This window comes from Rhodococcus sp. NPDC003382, from assembly GCF_053589135.1.
In genome coordinates this window covers 24,761-41,976 of record NZ_JBSFRH010000022.1, presented here as the reverse complement: position 1 = coordinate 41,976, position 17,216 = coordinate 24,761, and the positions used below count along the sequence as shown (strand labels likewise).

General features: G+C 69.9%; 10 protein-coding genes and 1 tRNA gene. 7 read left to right on the top strand and 4 right to left on the bottom strand.

Annotation, left to right across the window (positions count from 1 at the left end; all coding sequences use genetic code 11):
* Positions 1 to 89: 89 nt before the first annotated feature.
* Complete coding sequence (locus ACWDUD_RS16310) at positions 90 to 944, top strand: TetR/AcrR family transcriptional regulator (protein WP_248673983.1); 855 nt, start codon at positions 90 to 92, stop codon at positions 942 to 944.
* Between the two features lie 15 nt (positions 945 to 959).
* Here the strand turns inward: ACWDUD_RS16310 and acpS are convergent, their stop codons facing one another.
* On the bottom strand, positions 960 to 1,361 hold the full coding sequence (acpS, locus tag ACWDUD_RS16305) for a holo-ACP synthase AcpS (RefSeq protein ID WP_248673984.1): 402 nt from the start codon (positions 1,359 to 1,361) through the stop codon (positions 960 to 962).
* Positions 1,362 to 1,378: 17 nt separating this feature from the next.
* On the bottom strand, positions 1,379 to 10,672 hold the full coding sequence (locus ACWDUD_RS16300; protein WP_450109964.1) for a fatty acid synthase subunit beta domain-containing protein: 9,294 nt from the start codon (positions 10,670 to 10,672) through the stop codon (positions 1,379 to 1,381).
* A 927-nt stretch (positions 10,673 to 11,599) separates the two neighbouring features.
* Between ACWDUD_RS16300 and ACWDUD_RS16295 the strand changes: the two genes are divergently transcribed.
* From ACWDUD_RS16295 to ACWDUD_RS16280, 4 genes are all read left to right on the top strand, one after another.
* Positions 11,600 to 11,682: transfer RNA gene (locus tag ACWDUD_RS16295), tRNA-Leu, on the top strand.
* Positions 11,683 to 11,876: 194 nt separating this feature from the next.
* Positions 11,877 to 12,299 (top strand): transcriptional regulator, encoded by a 423-nt coding sequence (locus ACWDUD_RS16290; RefSeq protein WP_197252928.1) that lies wholly within the window; start codon positions 11,877 to 11,879, stop codon positions 12,297 to 12,299.
* The gene (locus ACWDUD_RS16285) at positions 12,296 to 12,664 is read left to right on the top strand and encodes a DUF3817 domain-containing protein (protein WP_197252927.1); all 369 of its coding nucleotides are present in this window, start codon (positions 12,296 to 12,298) and stop codon (positions 12,662 to 12,664) included. Before ACWDUD_RS16290 ends, ACWDUD_RS16285 begins: the two co-directional genes overlap by 4 nt.
* Before the next feature lie 25 nt (positions 12,665 to 12,689).
* The gene (locus ACWDUD_RS16280) at positions 12,690 to 13,121 is read left to right on the top strand and encodes a protein-tyrosine phosphatase family protein (RefSeq protein ID WP_450109963.1); all 432 of its coding nucleotides are present in this window, start codon (positions 12,690 to 12,692) and stop codon (positions 13,119 to 13,121) included.
* Here the strand turns inward: ACWDUD_RS16280 and ACWDUD_RS16275 are convergent.
* Positions 13,118 to 14,359 carry an oxygenase MpaB family protein gene (locus ACWDUD_RS16275; RefSeq protein ID WP_450109962.1) on the bottom strand — a complete coding sequence of 414 codons (1,242 nt, stop codon included), beginning with the start codon at positions 14,357 to 14,359 and terminating at the stop codon, positions 13,118 to 13,120. The two genes, ACWDUD_RS16280 and ACWDUD_RS16275, sit on opposite strands and share 4 nt — an antisense overlap.
* Positions 14,360 to 14,416: 57 nt before the next feature.
* Here ACWDUD_RS16275 and ACWDUD_RS16270 point away from each other — a divergent pair, with 57 nt between their 5' ends.
* Positions 14,417 to 15,064, top strand: a complete 648-nt coding sequence (locus ACWDUD_RS16270) for a TetR/AcrR family transcriptional regulator (RefSeq protein WP_450109961.1) — start codon at positions 14,417 to 14,419, stop codon at positions 15,062 to 15,064.
* Positions 15,065 to 15,245: 181 nt separating this feature from the next.
* Entirely contained in the window at positions 15,246 to 16,532 is a 1,287-nt protein-coding gene (locus ACWDUD_RS16265) for an MFS transporter (RefSeq protein ID WP_450110008.1), read from the top strand.
* A 63-nt stretch (positions 16,533 to 16,595) separates the two neighbouring features.
* On the opposite strand, the gene rdgB is transcribed toward ACWDUD_RS16265, so the two are convergent.
* Positions 16,596 to 17,216: an RdgB/HAM1 family non-canonical purine NTP pyrophosphatase gene (rdgB, locus tag ACWDUD_RS16260; RefSeq protein ID WP_450109960.1), complete on the bottom strand. Its 621-nt coding sequence runs from the start codon at positions 17,214 to 17,216 to the stop codon at positions 16,596 to 16,598.

The following is a 17,216-nucleotide window of genomic DNA, read 5'->3' as shown; positions in this document are numbered from 1 at the left end:
CACCGTGAGCACGCTCGGCCGTGTTTGCTGCGACTCGCCCTCACGGCAATCTCTCGGCATTCCCGCGCACTGCGGCTAGCCTGGGGCGCGTGGAGTCTGCAACGAACGTGCGCAAAGCACCGCGCCGGATCGATCCGGCGTTGGAAGTACAAACAGCGCCACAAGAACTCGTGCCGCGGCGGCGACCGACGCAGGAACGCAGCCGGCGCAAGTTCGATGCCCTGCTCGCCGCGTCCCGCGAGCTGCTCACCGAGGTCGGATTCGAGTCGTTCACCTGCGAAGAGGTCGCGTCCCGCGCGGACGTGCCGATCGGCACGCTCTACCAGTTCTTCGCGAACAAGTACGTCATCGTCTGTGAACTGAACCGCCAGGACCTCGTGGGTGTGCAGGAGGAACTGGCCCAGTTCAACGGCAAGATCCCGTCGGTCGACTGGCTGCGGTTCCTCAACAGCTTCGTCGACCACATGGCCGGGCTGTGGACCACCGATCCGTCCCGCCGCGAGGTGTGGCTGGCGATGCAGTCGACCCCGTCGACCCGCGCGACCGGGGCCATTCACGAACGCAAGTTCGCCGAGCAGGTCGAGCGGATGCTCGCACCGCTCACGCCCGACACACCGAGGCCGCGCCGCAAGCTGATGGCCGAAGTCCTCGTCCACGTCGTCTACTCGATGCTGAACTTCTCCGTGCAGGACGATCAGACCCACGCCGACGCGGTCGTCGAACTGAAACGGCTGATGGTCGCATACCTACAGGTCGCCGAACAGGACTCGAGGGCCCGGGCGAAGAAGCGCAAGCGGCTGCAGGCCCGCGCGGAGGAAGCCGGAACCGGCGACGGGGACGGCAGCCGCGAGAAGGGCGAGGCCGCCGACGCGGACACGGTCCCCGAATCGGGCACGGCCCCGGAAACGAGTGAAGCCGAGGAGGCTGCAACCTCCCCGGCTTGAACCGGTCGACCGGATCTACGCGTCCGGGGCCTCCTCGAGAACGACGAACGCTCCGGCCATGTCACCGTCGTGGGTGAGCGAGACGTGGATGCTCATGCCCGCCAGATGCTCGGCGACGGCACCGTGCAACCGGATACCGGGCCTGCCCCACGCATCCGAGACCACCTCGATGTCGCGGTGGATGCCCTCCGGCAGCACCGGTGGGTGACCGAACAGTGACGCCGACCATGCCTTGATCAGCGCTTCCTTGGCCGCCCACCGGGCTGCGAAGTGGCGTCCCGGACGGGAGCTGCGGGTGTTCGCGTCGCGACGCTCCCCCGGCGTGAAACTCGTGAGCATCGTGGTGCCGGGACGACCCAGCTGCTCCTCGAACTCCGTCACCGAGACCAGGTCGAACCCGACACCCGCAACTCCCATCCGGCGCTACTCGTTTCCTACTTGCAGCCGGGCAGACCCGAGCGGTACACGTCGTCGTCGCCGAGACGCGCGTCCGCGCTGAGCAGCACGTCCGCCTCGAGCTGACGCGACGCCGCCGCCGGAACCCCGTCGCCGCCGAGGCGGCGATCCGCCGGACGCTGGTACAGCGCGGCACCACCGGTCATCGCGTCGGCCAGGCGGCGCTTGCCGGCGACCGTGCGCTGCTGCGCCTGCGCGAGGTAGGTCTCGCGCCGCTCGGCGGGGATCGCCTCGACGAACGCCTGCGGGTGCACCACCGCGATCAGTCCGGACACGTGCCCGAACCCGAGGCTGGTCAGCAGACCGGCCTTGAGCGCGTACTCCTCGCCGAACCGGATCGGGGTCCGTGCCCACACCAGGTGCTCGAACTGAGCCATCTTGTCGTCGACGCAGTCCAGGCTGCGGTTCGGCGGGACGACGCCCTGGCTGAGGACCTGGCACAGGCCGATCAGCTGGAACGCTGCCGCGCCACCCTTGGCGTGACCGGTCAGGCTCTTCTGGGACACCACGAACAGCGGGTTGCCCTCGCTGCGGCCCAGCGCACCGGCCAGACGTTCGTGCAGCTCGGCCTCGTTCGGGTCGTTCGCCGCGGTCGACGTGTCGTGCTTGGAGATCACGGCAATGTCGTCGGCGGTGACACCGAGCTTGCGCAGCTCCCGGGCCAGGCCGGACTCGAGCCCACCGCGACCGGCGCCGAGAGCACCGATACCCGGAGCCGGGATCGAGGTGTGCACGCCGTCGGCGAAGGATCCCGCCCAGGCGACCACACCGAGAACCGGCAGGCCCATCTCCAGCGCCAGGTCACCGCGCGCCAGCAGCACCGTGCCACCACCGGCCGACTCGACGAACCCACCGCGACGGCGGTCGTTGGCCCGCGAGAACCGGTTGTCGCTGATGCCCTTGGCGGTCATGTCCTCCGACTTGGCGGTCGCGGACATGTCGCCGAAGCCGACGATGCCCTCGATGCCCAGGTCGTCGAAGCCGCCGGCGACGACCAACTGCGCCTTGCCCAGCTTGATCTTGTCGACGCCCTCCTCGACGGACACCGCGGCCGTGGCGCACGCCGCGACCGGGTGCACCATCGCGCCGTAGCCGCCGACGTAGGACTGCACGACGTGCGCGGCGATGACGTTCGGCAGGGCTTCCTGCAGGATGTCGTTCGCGCGGGACTCGCCAAGCAGCGTGTCGATGTACAGCGACCGCATCGAGGACATGCCGCCCATGCCGGTGCCCTGCGTGTTCGCCACCAGCGACGGGTGCACCCAGCGCAGCAGTTCCGACGGGGTGAAGCCACCGGTGAGGAACGCGTCGACCGTCGTGACAATGTTCCACAGGCCGACCCGGTCCACCGACTCCGCCATGTCCGCGGGGATGCCCCACTTGGTGACGTCGAATCCGGTGGGGATCTGGCCGCCGACCGTGCGGGTCAGCTTCGCCTTGCGCGGCACGCGGATCTCGGTGCCGGCCTTGCGGGTGACCGTCCAGTCGCCGGACTCGGCGTCCACGGACGCGACCGTGTTCTCCGGGTCGGCGTCGACGAACGCGCGGGCCTCGGCCTCGGAACCGACGACGAAGGACAGGTCCTTGTCGAGGAACACCGAGGTCAGCAGCGGTGCGGTGTTGTCGACCATGGCGCCGTCGTCGGCGTAGCGGCGGATGCCGCAGCGCTCGACCACCGCGTCGTGGTAGCGGTCGGCGATCTCCGCCTCCGGCACCAGTTCACCGGTCTCGGTGTCGTAGAAGCCGGGCTTCGGGTCGTTCTCCCACTCCACCAGGCCGGTCACCCAGGCCAGCTCGAGCACACCGGCGGCCGACAGTTCCTCGTCGACCTCCATCTCGAAGCGGGTGCGGGCCGAACCGTAGGGGCCGAGCTCGCCGGCGCCGACGATCACGACCAGGTCGGCCGGGTCGACGTCGAGCTTCTCCCAGGCCGGGACGGGCAGGTCGGCGTCGAGTCGCGGCGCGGACGGCAGGGCCGCGATGGTGCCCGACTCGTCCTCGGCCTCGGTCTCGGCGGCCTCGGCCGCGTCCTGGGCCTGCTTCGCGAGGGTCGGCAGGTCGACGTCCGCCTCCGACAGTCCACCGGTCAGGTCCGCGACCAGCGGCTTGTCGGCGGCGAGGCGACGAGCCTCCGGGCCGACCAGCTTCAGCAGCTCGGTGGCCATCTCCTGCGTCGACCAGGTGCGCACACCGGCCGCCTCGACGGCCTCGACCAGCGGGTCGTTGCCGCCCATCAGGCCGGTGCCGCGCACCCAGCCGATGAGAGCGTGCGCAAGGGTGACGCGCTCGGCCCACGTGCGCTCGGCGTTCCAGCGGTTGACCACCGCGTCGAGCGCGGCCTTGGCCTCACCGTAGGCACCGTCGCCACCGAACTTGCCGCGGTTCGGGGAACCGGGCAGCACCACGTGCAGGTGGGTGTCGACGTCGCGGTCGTTGCCGATCGCGGCGAGACCGGCGATGAGCCGCTCCACCGACCACAGCAGCACCCGCATCTCCATCTCGGCGCGGGCACCCGCGTCGGCGAGGGAACCGGCCACGCGCGGCGCGGCGAACGGGAACAGCAGCGTCGGGGTCAGCGCGTCCTTGATCAGCTTCTTGGCGCCGCCCGCGTTCTCCACGGTCTCGGTGCCGATCCACTCGATCAGGGCGTCGACGTCCGCGTAGGACGCCATGTTCGCCGGGACCACCCACAGCGCCGCGCCGGCCCGTGCGCTCTTCGCGTACAGCTCCTTGTAGAAGCCGAGGCGGCTGTCGTTGAGGCTGGACGTGGTCACGACCACGGTCGCGCCACCGCCGAGCAGCTTCGCGGCGACGGCTGCGCCGATGCCGCCCTTGCTGGCGCCGGTCACGACCGCGACCTCGTTCGCGTATTCGGCGTCGGTGACCTCCGCGGCGACGGTCGCGATGCGGCCGAAGGTCTCGGCGAGCACGGTGCGGCCGGCCTCGGTGGCCTTGCGCTGCCAGAAGGAGGCGTGCGCGGCGACGGTCGCGCCGGAACCGGCGAACCGCTCGACCTCGATCGCCGCACCCAGCCACACGCGGGCCAGGTCCTCGCGGGCGGTGGCCCAGCGGTCGTCGATCAGCACGGCCTTGCGGGCGTCGAACGCCGGGGCGACCTGACGCGGCCAGTCGGAGCCGAGCTCCGCGGAGACCAGATCGACCAGTTCGCTGTCCGCCTTGTCCGCCAGACCCGAGGTCTGCTCGGCCAGGCCGAGCTGCTCGAGCACGAGGCGCGCGGCGTTGGCGAGCACACCGTCACGGCCGGTGATCTGCTCGGCGAACTCGCCGAGAGCAGCGGCGTCGACGGTCGCTCCCCCGCCACCACCGGCGGCCGGCATGGACACCGCGATACCGCGGCGGCCGGCGACGGACTGCACGGCGGCGTCGATCAGCGTGTCGACGGCGGCGGCGTCGGAGAGGGCGCCCTGCGACAGGCCGCCCAGGTCGCCGCCACGGATGGAGGCGCCGTCACGGCTGCCGAGTGCGACCTCGGCGGTCACGTGCTGGGTCCAGCCTTCGCCCAGGCCCCACACCTTGGTGACGCGCTCGGCGATGTAGGCCGGGCGCTTGCCGGACGGTCCGAACACCTTGCGCAGGTGATCGTTGATCGAGTCGGTCAGCACCGGGCCGAAGGGGCGGTAGGTGCGGGCCAGACGGTCGACGGTGGCTGCCAGCGCGCCCATGTCGGCGTCCGCGGCACCGTCGATCGCGCCGAGCGACAGCTCGGAGCCGAGGTCGACGAGCAGCTGGTTGCGGCGCGAGGACACGCCGTCGCACAGCGCCTCGATGGTGTCGACGGGGCCGATCTGGTCGGGACGCAGCTTCGTCCACAGCGCGATGAGGACCTTGGTGGCGTCGGCGGCCTTGAACGCGATGTCGTCGGGACGCGGTCCACCGGCCGGTGCGGCGGCCGGAGCCGCTGCCGGGGCGGGAGCCGCGGCGGCCGCGGGGGCCGCCTCCGCTGCCGGAGCAGCGGGCTCGTCGTCCTCGACCGGGGCCGGATCGACGTCGGTCGAGTACACGATCGACGCCTCACGCTCGATGTTGAGCACCTCGACGGGCTCACCGAAGCGGCCGGGCAGCTTCAGGGTCTGCGACGCCAGGTTCGCGACGGTCGGGGCGGCACCGAGGCCGACCTCGACGAACCGCTCGACACCGAGGCCACCGTCCTCCTCGGGGGCGAACAGCAGGTCCTGCGTCTCGATCCAGCGGACCGGCGACGCGAACTGCCACGCAAGGAGCTCGGCGAGCACGACGCGGGTCAGCTCGACCGGCTTCGCGGCCCAGGCGTCGAAGTCCGCGAGGACCTCGGCGAGGGGCTCGGAGGGAACCAGATCGGCGATCTCCTGGATGAACTCGCGGCCCAGGTTGAACGGCTTGGGCACGAGGTTCGGGATGTAGCGGCCGATGAGGATGTTCGGGTCGATCTGCTCCGGGAGCAGGTGCAGCAGACGCTCGCGGAAGTCGTCCACGCCGCCGCGCAGGACGGTCGAGTGGAACGGCACGTCGATACCGGGGACCAGGATGAACGCGCGCTTGCCGCCGAACTCGGCGACCTTGCGCTCGATCACGGACTCCAGGGCCTCGAGACCCGCGACCGTGCCCGCGATGGCGTACTGGGAGCCGCGCAGGTTCAGGTTCACGATCTCCAGGAACTCGCCGGCCTCCGCGGCGACACCCGCCACGAAGTCCTGCAGGTCCTCGTCGGCGACACCGAACTGCGACGGCCGGATCGCGGCCATGCGGTAGTTCGAGCGGCCGTGCTCGTCACGCGGGACGAGGGCGTGCATCGCCGAGCCGCGCTGGAACACGACCTCGAGCACCGCCTCGAGCGGCAGCACACCGGCGACCGCGGCGAGCGCGTTGTACTCACCGACCGAGTGGCCCGCGAGGAACGAGCCCTCGACGAACGCGCCGGCCTCGCGGAGTTCGGCGATCTGCGCGACACCGAGGGTCGCCATGGCGACCTGGGTGAACTGCGTCAGGTGCAGCACGCCGTCCGGGTGCTTGTGGGTGACGCCGCGGGCCTTGAGCACGGTCGGGTTGTCGCGCACGACGGCCAGGATCGAGAAGCCCAGCGCCTTGCGGGTGTGCTTGTCGGCGCGGTCCCAGATCTCGCGGGCGGCCTTGCTGCGGGCGCGGGCGTCGAGGCCCATGCCGGGACGCTGGATGCCCTGGCCGGGGAACGCGTAGACGGTCTTCGGGGCGGCGGTGCGGCCGGTCGCGACCATCACCAGGTCGCCGTCGACGCGGCAGCCGACCTCGATGATCTCGGCGCCCTTGTCGGTGCCGACGCGGTCGACGCGCACGTCGATCTGCGCGCCCGGACGGACCATGCCGAGGAACCGGGCGGTCCAGGCGGTCAGGCGGCGGACCGGCAGCTTCGCGTCGGCCTCGATCGCGGTCACGACCTGCTGGGCGGCGGCCGACAGCCACATGCCGTGCACGATCGGCGAGCCCAGGCCGGCGAGCAGCGCGGCGTTGTCCGAGGTGTGGATCGGGTTGTGGTCGCCCGAGACGCGAGCGAACGCGCTCATGTCGGTCGGGGCGACGATCACGGCATCGCGGCGGCGGCGACGCGGGGTGTCCGCGGCGTCCTCCGACAGCGATCCCCCGGCGCGGACCGGGTCGGCGAGTTCGACGGTGCCGGTGCGGCCGCGGATCGCGAACCGCTCGATCAGCTGCGCGACGACGTTGTCGCCGGAGCCGTCACCGTTGTCGGCTGCGATGTCGACACGCACCTCGACGACACGACCGAGGTCGGTGTCGGCGACGTCGGTGACCTGCGCCTTGACACCGAGGATCGCGGGATCGGTCGGCAGACCGTTCTTGACGTCGATGGCGTGGTCGAGGTGGACCAGATCGAGCATGCCCTCGATGACCGAGAGGTTGTCGTCGGTCTTGGACGCGCCGAGCGCGGCGAAAACCGCGGGCCAGCACGCACCGACGAGCACGTCGGGCACACCGTTCGGGCCGGTGGTCAGGTTGGCGGGCAGGCCGGCGCCGGTGACACCGGCGTGGTCGGCGATCTTCTCGGGCAGCCAGCCGAGGGTGATGCGGGCGGCGCCCTTCTTCACAGCGGGCAGTTCCTGCCCGGCGGCGACACCGAGCAGCGCGGACATCGACGCGGCGGCGTCCTCCTCGGTGACGACCGGCGCACCGCCGGTGCGGACGGAGGCCGGGACGGTGATGCGGATCTCGACGGCCTTGTCGCGCAGCAGCGGCACGCGCAGGCCGACGTGCTCGTCGTCGAGGACGCTCAGGGTCGCACCGGTCGGGGCGTGAACGGCGGCGCCGTCGGCCTCGACGGTCCACTCGGCGACATCACCGAGACGGTGGACCGGGTTGAGGGTCTGGCGCCCGGCCCACGCGACGTCCGGAGCGGACAACACGGCGTCGAGCAGCCCGGCGGCGCGGTCCTGGTGACGACGCGCGACGACCTGCACCGGCTCGGCGCCGGCGGCGAGCAGCTCGTCGACGGTGGCCTTCTCGAAGCGGTCGAGCAGCTCACCGACGGGCTCGTCGGCGCGGGTGATGCCCGCGACGGCGACGGTGCCCGGGATGACGCAGACCTGGTCGGCGGTGTAGCGCGGGTCGTGCGCCTGCCACAGCGAGTCGGACCGCCACCAGCGACGCACGTCCTGGTCGACGACCGGCACGAAGTTCACCGGCTTGCCCGGGGTGCGGCACAGGGAGATGAAGAACGGCACGTCCGCCGGGTGCAGCACGACGTCACCGGCGTCCGGGTACTGCCCGGTCAGCGCCTTGAGCGCCGCGTAGGGCCGCTCGAGTACGGCGTCGTCGTCGAACAGCGTCGGGATCGGGCCGCGGTCGACCGGATGCAGGCGGGCCTCGGCACGCTGCAGCATCTCGCGGAAACGCTCACGCCACGACACGTCCAGCCACGGGCTGGTGTGGGCCTCGGCGACGGCGTCGCCCAGGTCGGTGCCGCAGTCGAACTCGCACGCGGAATCGGTGCCGACCGCGAGCTCGAGGTAGCGGGTGAGCCACTGCAGGTAGGTCATCTCGGCGACGTCACCGAAGTACGGCTTCGCGGTGATGTCCAGCGCGGCGATGATCTCGTCCCGGCGCGCGGCGACGGCGTCGGCGTCACCGGCGACCTCGTCGAGCAGGCGGCCGGTACGCGATGCGGCGTTGTCGATCTCGTGGATGTCGGCGCCGAGCTGGCTGCGGCCCGATGCCATTCCGCCGGACGCGGTGCCCGCACCGACCCAGTCGGGGGTGCCGGGGGTGTCGACGAGCAGCTGCTTGACCTCGGGAGCGGTGGTCGCCTCGAGGGTCGCCATCGCGGCGGTGCCGACGAGGATGCCGTCGAGCGGCATCGCCGGGAAGCCGTACTCGGTGGACCAGCGGCCGGTCAGGTAGTCGGCGGCCCGCTCCGGGGTGCCGATGCCACCGCCGACGCACAGCACCAGGTTCGGGCGGGTGCGCAGCTCGGCGTAGGTGTCGAGCAGCAGGTCGTCGAGGTCCTCCCACGAGTGGTGACCACCGGCGCGGCCGCCCTCGATGTGGACGATGACCGGGTAGTCGGGGACCTCGTTCGCGATGCGGATCACCGAGCGGATCTGCGCGACGGTGCCCGGCTTGAACGCGACGTGGCTGATGCCGGCCTCGGTGAGCTCCTCGATGATCGAGACCGCTTCCTCGAGCTCCGGGATACCGGCGGTGACGACGACGCCGTCGAACGGCGCGCCCGCAGCGCGGGCCTTCGGCACGAGACGCTTGCCGCCCACGTGGAGCTTCCACAGGTACGGGTCGAGGAACATCGAGTTGAACTGCACGGCGCGACCCGGCTCGAGCAGCTCCTTCAGCTCCTCGACGTGGTCGGCGAAGATCTGCTCGGTGACCTGGCCACCACCGGCGAGTTCGGCCCAGTGGCCGGCGTTCGCGGCGGCAGCGACGATCTTCGGATCCACCGTCGTCGGGGTCATGCCCGCGAGCAGGATCGGCGAACGGCCGGTCAGGCGGGTGAACGCGGTCTCGACACCGAGGCGGCCGTCGGGCAGAGCGACAGGCTTGGGCGCGAACTCGGTCCACGCACGCGGCACCTCGGGCTCGGCGCCCGGGGTCAGCAGGTTGCGCTGGCCACCGCGGGTTGCGGCGGCGATGATGCCGACGCCCTGGCCGCGCAGACCGGCGGAGGTCATGCGGGTGAGGAGCTCACCGGGGCCGAGGTCGAGGATCCACGAGGCACCGGAGGCGACGGCACCCTCGACGAGGTCGACCCAGTCGACCGGGTCGACGAGGATCGCCTGCGCGAGGGAACGGGCGAGCTCGACGTCGAGGTCGCAGCGCGACGCCCAGTCGGCGACCTGCTCGACCGCGTCCGCGAGGGCCGGGTGATGGAAGCCGACCTCGGCGGAAACCGGCTCGAAGGTCGGGTCGAACACGGCACCGCCGCGCTTCTTCGACTCGCGCTCGCGGGTCTCCGCGGCGGAGATCTCCTCGCAGCGCTGCTGGACGCGTGCGAGCGCGGCCGGCGGGCCGGACAGCACGACGCGACGGCGGCCGTTGCGGATCGCCACGACAGCGCTGCGCTCGGGGTCTTGGCCCTCGAACACGTCGGCGACGATGGCGCGCAGACGCTCGGGATCGACACCCGCGACGGCAAGCATCGGGAAACGCTCGGCACCGGAGATGAGGCCGCGGCGGCGGCCGACGAGGGTCGCGGCAGCACCGATGAGCTGCGCGATCGCGAGGATCTCGGCGTCCTTGCGACCACCGGCTGCGACGGCCTCGACCGACAGCACACCCTGGGAGTGGCCGATCGCGGCGGTCGGCGCGTGCGCGGACACGTCGAGACCCTGGTTGGCCAGGGCGCGCAGGGCGGCGACCTGGGTGAGGAACACGCCAGGGAGGGACACCGCGGCGGAAGTCAGTGTGGCGGCGGACGGGCCCGCGGCCGGCTGCTCGTCCTCGTCAGCGACGTCCTGCTCGAGGATCCATGCGACGGGGTCGAAACCGGCGGGGCGCACGACCACCAGGTCGTGGGCGACCGGAGCGAGGGCTGCGGCGGCGGCGTTGACCAGGTCCGTCAGGACCGGCTCGAGGCCGTTGTCACGGCTGAGTTCGTCGAGCGAGCTGAGCCAGGGAGCACCCTGACCACCGAACGCGAGAGCGTAGGGCTCACCGGCGAGAATCTTGTCGACCAGTGCGCCGGAGCGCGAAGTGGTGACCCCCCGTTCGTTTGTGCGTCGTGATGCCTTCGAGTTCCGTCCGTTGTCGGCTGGTGTGGTCTCGTCGATCGTCACGCGTGTTGTTCCTCTCCTGAACACCCCTGCGGTCGAGGCGTGAATCCTTTGGAAGCACTCGCCGTCGTTGGCGTGTTGCATGGGCTCTCATCTGCTCTTACGTGCGTGGCCCAGATTGACACAGAATCATGAGGAATTCCTCATGTTTTGTTTCGTGAAGAGTGTCGCGCGGTGCCCTGACCAGTGATTTGTCTCACAGTAACGGCGAAGGTAACCCGCGAGTAGGTGTCGTAGGTGCTGGCTGCGCCGGTGCGTGGACGTCCACGAACCCGAGGAAACCCTCACGTTTATTGTTATCTAATCGTTACTATCTTGACGAGCGAGCGGCGGCGTGCTCGAGCAGCGAAACTTGTCGGACCCGAGCGTTACCTTCACTTCGTTCGAACACACTTTCGATTCGAGGGGCGCAATGGTGAGACCGGTCAAGTACACGAAAGAGATGCTCGAGGAGGCCGTTCGGTTGTCAGCCAACCTCTCCGCTGCGATACGACTGATGGGCGGAAGACCCGACGGCGGCACGCACGCGCACATCTCCAGAAGGGTCAAACGACTCGGAATCGACACCTCGCACTTCACCGGAGAGAACCCGCAGAAAGGTCGTCCCCCGAAGAATCGCCTCCGCTGGGACGAGATTCTGACGCTCAAACCCGTCGCTTCGAACCGCCAGGCTCCGAAGCGGTTACGGAGGGCTCTCATCGAGTCGGGACGACCCCACAAGTGCGAGGGGTGCGGAATCGGACCGGTGTGGTGCGACGAGCCGTTGGTATTTCACGTCGATCACATCGACGGAAACCACTTCGACTCCCGACCGCACAACGTGCGATTCCTGTGCCCCAACTGCCACAGCCAGACCCCCACGTGGGCGGGACGACGCAGGTTCAGCTTCGAATCGGAGCAGTCGGGTTCGTGACGTATTGTGTCCGTGGCGCGCGAGTGGCGGAATGGCAGACGCTCCAGGCTTAGAACCTGGTGCCCTTGAGGGCGTGGGGGTTCGAGTCCCCCCTCGCGCACACGTAGCAGTACCGTGAACTGCGGAAACGAGGTCACGAACTCCCGGGTTCGTGACCTCGTTTCGTTCACAACTGTCGAATACCGCCTCGCGCGGGTTTCCGACTCATCGCCCACCGGAAACCCAGCGTGACCTGGCGCACGGCAACCGACCGGTCTTGGCAGGTCGGCGCCCCATTCGGGTACCGTCGATGTCGTGTCCGAAACTCGTCGTCCGCCCCGCCGGGTCGCGCTGATCGTCCTGGTCGTCGTCGCGGCGACCGGATGCCTCGCTCTCGGGTACTGGCAGTGGACCCGTTTCGAGGCAGTCGGCGGTACCGCCCAGAACCTGGGATACGCCTTCCAGTGGCCGGCGTTCGCGTTCTTCTGCGTCTACGCGTACCGACGGTTCGTGCGCCTCGAAGCCGAGGAGTCGGAGGCCGAGCAGACCGGGGATCCGCGGCCGTCCGCATCGTCCGAGCCCACCGAGATTCCGGAACACCTGCTGCCCCCGCGGCCCGGCCGGAATCTCGAACCGGCCGACGACGCCGACCTCGACGACCCCGAGGCCCGGCAGACACTGGAGTACAACGAATACCTCGCGCAGCTCGCGCGCAGGTCCGGAAGGAGCGGTCAGTGAGCACCACCCCCGAGAAGACCGGCACAGCGCCGCGGACCCTCAGCGACGCCGACCGGAAGAAGATCTCCTCGGCGCTCCTGCGATACCGCGTCCTCGCCTACGCCACCGGCATCTGGCTGCTGGTGCTGGTCGGCGAGATGATCGCCAAGTACGTCATCGGCATCGAGAACGTCCCGTCGTGGATCGCGATCGTGCACGGCTGGGTGTACGCCGTGTACCTGGTGCTCACGTTCGACCTGTCGATCAAGGTCCGCTGGCCGCTGACCCGGACGATCGGAACGCTCATCGCCGGCACCATCCCGTTCCTGTCGTTCTTCGTCGAGCACAAGCGCACCCGGCAGGTGAAGGCCGACTTCGGGGTCTGACACCCGCCCCTGCGGCACCCGACCTGTGACACGCGAACCTTGGGACCCCGCGGCGGCGGGAGTCCTGCGCCTGCCGTCGGGCCGGCTCGTCCGGGGCCGCGGCCTGCGCCATCCGTTGCCCGACGGTCCGCTCCCGACGTTCGCGGTATACCTGCAGCGTCGCGATCCCCCGCCGACACCGTGGCCGTCACGCTGGGTGCGATGGCCCGATTTCCGCCTCCCGACCGACCGTGTCGACGCCGCGGCCGCGATCCACGAGGCATGGGAGCGCGCCGCCGACGAACGAGTGGAGATCGCGTGCTCCGGCGGACTCGGACGCACCGGCACCTTCCTCGCCTGCCTCGCCGTCCTCGACGGCGTGCCACGCGGCGAAGCGGTCACGTTCGTCCGCCAGCACTACTCGCCGCGCGCCGTCGAAACACCTTGGCAGCGAAGGTATGTCACTCGCTTCCGCTAGACGTTCAGCTTGCCGACGGTAGGCTCCGCGGCACCGAACTTCAGGCTCAGTTCGCGCCGCGCGGCGCGATCCCCCACCCGCTCGAGGAATCGCCGGCCCGCCGGGGTGCGGTTGATCACCGTCGACTTGACGACGTTCCCCGCGATGACGGGCGCGACGGCCAGCGGCGGAACGGAGGGCAACCCCAGATCACGCAGGCCCTCGGCGCCGAGGAAGAAGCGGAGCATGCTCAGCAGGCGCAGTCGCTCGTAGTGTCCACGCAGTGTCGGGAACCGGCGGTAGTTCAGATCTCGCTGGCCGTCGACGAGGGCGCGGGACAGATCGGCACCGGCGGGCGTGACGTCGTCCTGCACGAGCACGACGTGGTAGTTGAAACGGTGCTGCTGACGTTCGCTGTCGAACAGCCACTCCTCGTCGATGCCCATGAGCCAGCCCACGTACTTCCACAGGTGCATGACCGCGCGGGATTCGTCGCGTGAAACCCGGTAGCCGAGGGCGCGGACGCCGAGCAGCAGTGTGCCGTTGAACAGTCCGAGGGTCGCGGCCTGATCGGTCTGGTTGATGGGCAGACCCCAGCGCTGGACGTCCCAGCGGCCGTTGGTCTCGAATCGGTGATTGACCAAGGCGTGCATGGCACGCACGTGCACGGTCAATTTGAATCCTTCACCGCCACGGCGCATCCCGCCCGGCTCGCCGACCGCGGTGCCCCACTTCTGGGTTTCGCCGAGTCGTCGCATTGCGGTGGAGCCGGTCAGACCTCCGGTCGCGACCAGCAGGTCCGGCGGGCCACCGAAGCGGTAGCCGCCGATCAGCGAGAGCTGGAGCAGCACGTCGTTGCGGCTGCGGCCCATGCGGCGGAACGCCCGCGCGCCCTTCTCGAGCAGGTCGAAGTCCACCCAGTCGGGCACCGTGTCGACGACGGCGAAGAACTCGCGCAGCGCCTCGGGAGCGTCGGGGACGGTGTCGATTCCGTGTTCGAGGGCCTGGTGGAACTGCCGCATGGTGACGCGTTGCGGGTCGGTGCGGTCGCGGCGCATCGCGTGCACGAGGGACGCCCCGAGCTCGTCGCGCGCGAACATGCGCCGGCCGATCCGATCGAGCAGTTCCTCGTCGACGGTGTCGACCTTGGCGAAGTGCTTCAGGGGCCGGCCGATGCGCTCGTTGCGCGGGCGGATTCCGGCGAACCGCGCAGGGTACGGACCGGCTTCGGCGTCCGTCGACAGCTCCCGTGTCATCATGCGGGTCATGTTCACACGAGCGTTTACTCGCGTTCAATTCCCATTTCGGCGGCACCCGTGACGACACCCGACCGCCGGCAGATGCGGCGCACCCCGCGGCAGGACCGGTCCCGTGCGATGGTCGAGCGCATCGTCGACGCGGGCCGGGCAGTTCTGCTGGAACACGGCTACGAAGGCGCGTCGACGAACCGGATCGCCGCCCACGCGCGCATCAGTCCGGGGTCGCTGTACCAGTACTTCCCGAACAAGGACGCGATCGTCGCGGAGGTCGTCGATCGGTGGACGACGGAACTGCATGCTCGCATTTCGCGCGTGTTCACGACGGCACTGGAGGGACCCACCTGGTCGTCGTCGGTACGGGCCACGATGCTCGAACTGCTCGACGCGCTCGGCGAGAACCCGCGGTTGCTGCGGGTGATGATCGAACAACTCCCCCGCACCTCGGGCAGTCGCCTATCGGAGTTCGAGCAGCGCATCGAGACCCTGTTCGCGGTGTGGCTGCGTTCCAACCGCGCGCATCGCTCGGGCCGGCCTCTCGACACGATCGCGTGGATGCTGGTGCGGACCGTCGAGAACGTCGCGATCGCGTACGTCCTGGAGCAGCCCGACATCGATCGCGAGACGGTCGCGGACGAGATGACCGCGATGGTGACGACCTACGTGCAGACGGTGCTGCAGGGCGGCTCCGCCGCCCGTGTGCAGTAGTGGCGGCTCCGACCGCCAGAAAGGCACACCGGGGGTTTCATCCCTCCTCTCCTCGGGTACTTGCCCGAAATATCGGATTACACCGAGGGGAACATTCGTGAAGATCGGTCCGGCAGACCAAACCCTGGAGCCTCGTCGAGAATCACCAGGTCAGGTGCGGCGGGCCATCGGCGCGTCCGCGATGGGCAATTTCACCGAGTGGTTCGACTACGGCGTCTACGCCTACACCGCCACCTACATCGCCGATTCGTTCTTTCCCGGCGACCTCGAGTCCGCCACACTGCTCACGCTGGGTGTCTTCGCCGTCTCGTTCCTCGTGCGACCGCTCGGCGGCTTCGTGTGGGGCCCGCTCGGAGACCGGCTGGGCCGGAGGCAGATCCTCGCCCTCACCATCCTGCTGATGGGTAGTGCGACGGTGCTGCTCGGCGCCGTGCCCTCGTACACGTCGATCGGGTTCTGGTCGCCGGTGCTGCTCGTCCTGCTCCGCATGATCCAGGGCTTCTCGACCGGCGGCGAATACGGCGGCGCGGCGACGTTCATGGCCGAGTACTCCCCCGACCGCAAGCGCGGCTTCTACGGCAGCTTCCTCGAGTTCGGCACGCTGGGCGGATTCTCGGTCGGAGCGATCCTCGTCCTGATGATCGACCTTCTCTCGACGGACGCATTCATGGCGACGTGGGGCTGGCGCCTTCCGTTCTTCGTCGCCGGTCCGCTCGCGCTGGTCGGCCTGTATCTGCGTTCCAAGCTCGACGAGACGCCGGTGTTCCGGGAACTCGAGGAGGCGCACGAGGAGGAGAGCAGCGTCGGTGCCGAGTTCAAGGACCTCATCGCCCGGTATTGGCGACCGATCGTCAAGCTCATGGGCCTGGTCATCGCCCTGAACGTGTGCAACTACACGCTGCTGAGTTACATGCCGACCTATCTGGAGAACCGGATCGGGCTGACGAGCACGGCGTCGCTGGTTCTGGTGGTGATCGGCCAGCTCGCGATGATGGCGGTGATCCCGTTCTCGGGCGCGTTGTCGGACCGGGTCGGCCGCAAACCGCTGTGGGCGGTCTCGATGGGTGGCCTGCTGGTTCTCGCGATCCCGATGTATCTGCTGATGTCGGTGAACTTCGGCTGGGCGATCGTCGCGTTCACCACTCTCGGCCTGTTGTACGTCCTGCAGTTGTCGACCATTTCGGCGACGTTCCCCGCGATGTTCCCCACGCACGTGCGGTTCGCCGGATTCGCGATCTCCTACAACGTCGCGACGTCGCTGTTCGGCGGGACCGCCCCCGCGGTCAACGAGTGGCTGGTCGAGCGGACCGGCAACGATCTCGTGCCCGCCTTCTACATGATGGGTGCGTGTGCGGTGGGCCTGGTCTCGCTGTGCTTCGTGGCCGAGACGGCGGGCGCGTCGCTGCGCGGACGCGGCATCCCGGGCATCGACACCCCGGCGCATCCCACCGTCCTGACGCAGACCTGACGAGCCGGAAGGCGCTCCCCGCCCGCACATTCGGGCAGGGAGCGGCCGCGTTCGGTCCCGGGCTCAGCCCCTGGTCAGCGCCTCGAGCGCCGGCACCAACAGCGCGAGGGCACGCCCGCGATGCGACGCCGCGTCCTTCTCCTCCGCGCTGAGTTCGGCGGAGGTGCGTTCCTCCCCTTCCGGCCGGAACACCGGGTCGTATCCGAAGCCGTTGGTGCCGCGCGGCGCGCGTTCGATCGTGCCGCGCCATTCGCCGCGCACCACGGTGACCGCCGCGTCGTTCCCGGCGGGAACGGCCAGCGCGCACGCCGACACGAACGCGGCGCCGCGTCGTTCGTCGGGAACGTCAGCGAGCTGGGCGAGCACGAGGGCGGTGTTCGCCTCGTCGTTGCCGTGCGCGCCGGACCAGCGCGCCGACAGCACACCCGGCATGCCGTTGAGGGCGTCGACCTCGAGCCCGGAGTCGTCGGCGACGCACGGCAGGCCGGTGGCGAGCGCACCGTCGCGGGCCTTCGCCGCGGCGTTCTCCTCGAAGGTCGCGCCGGTTTCCGGGGCCTCCGGGAAGGTCGGAACCTCGTCGAGGCCGACCAGCTCGATACCGTCGATCCCGGCGCGATCCAGGACGCGCTGCAGTTCCCGCAGTTTCTTCGCGTTCCGGCTCGCGACGAGCACCTTCACCGTCAT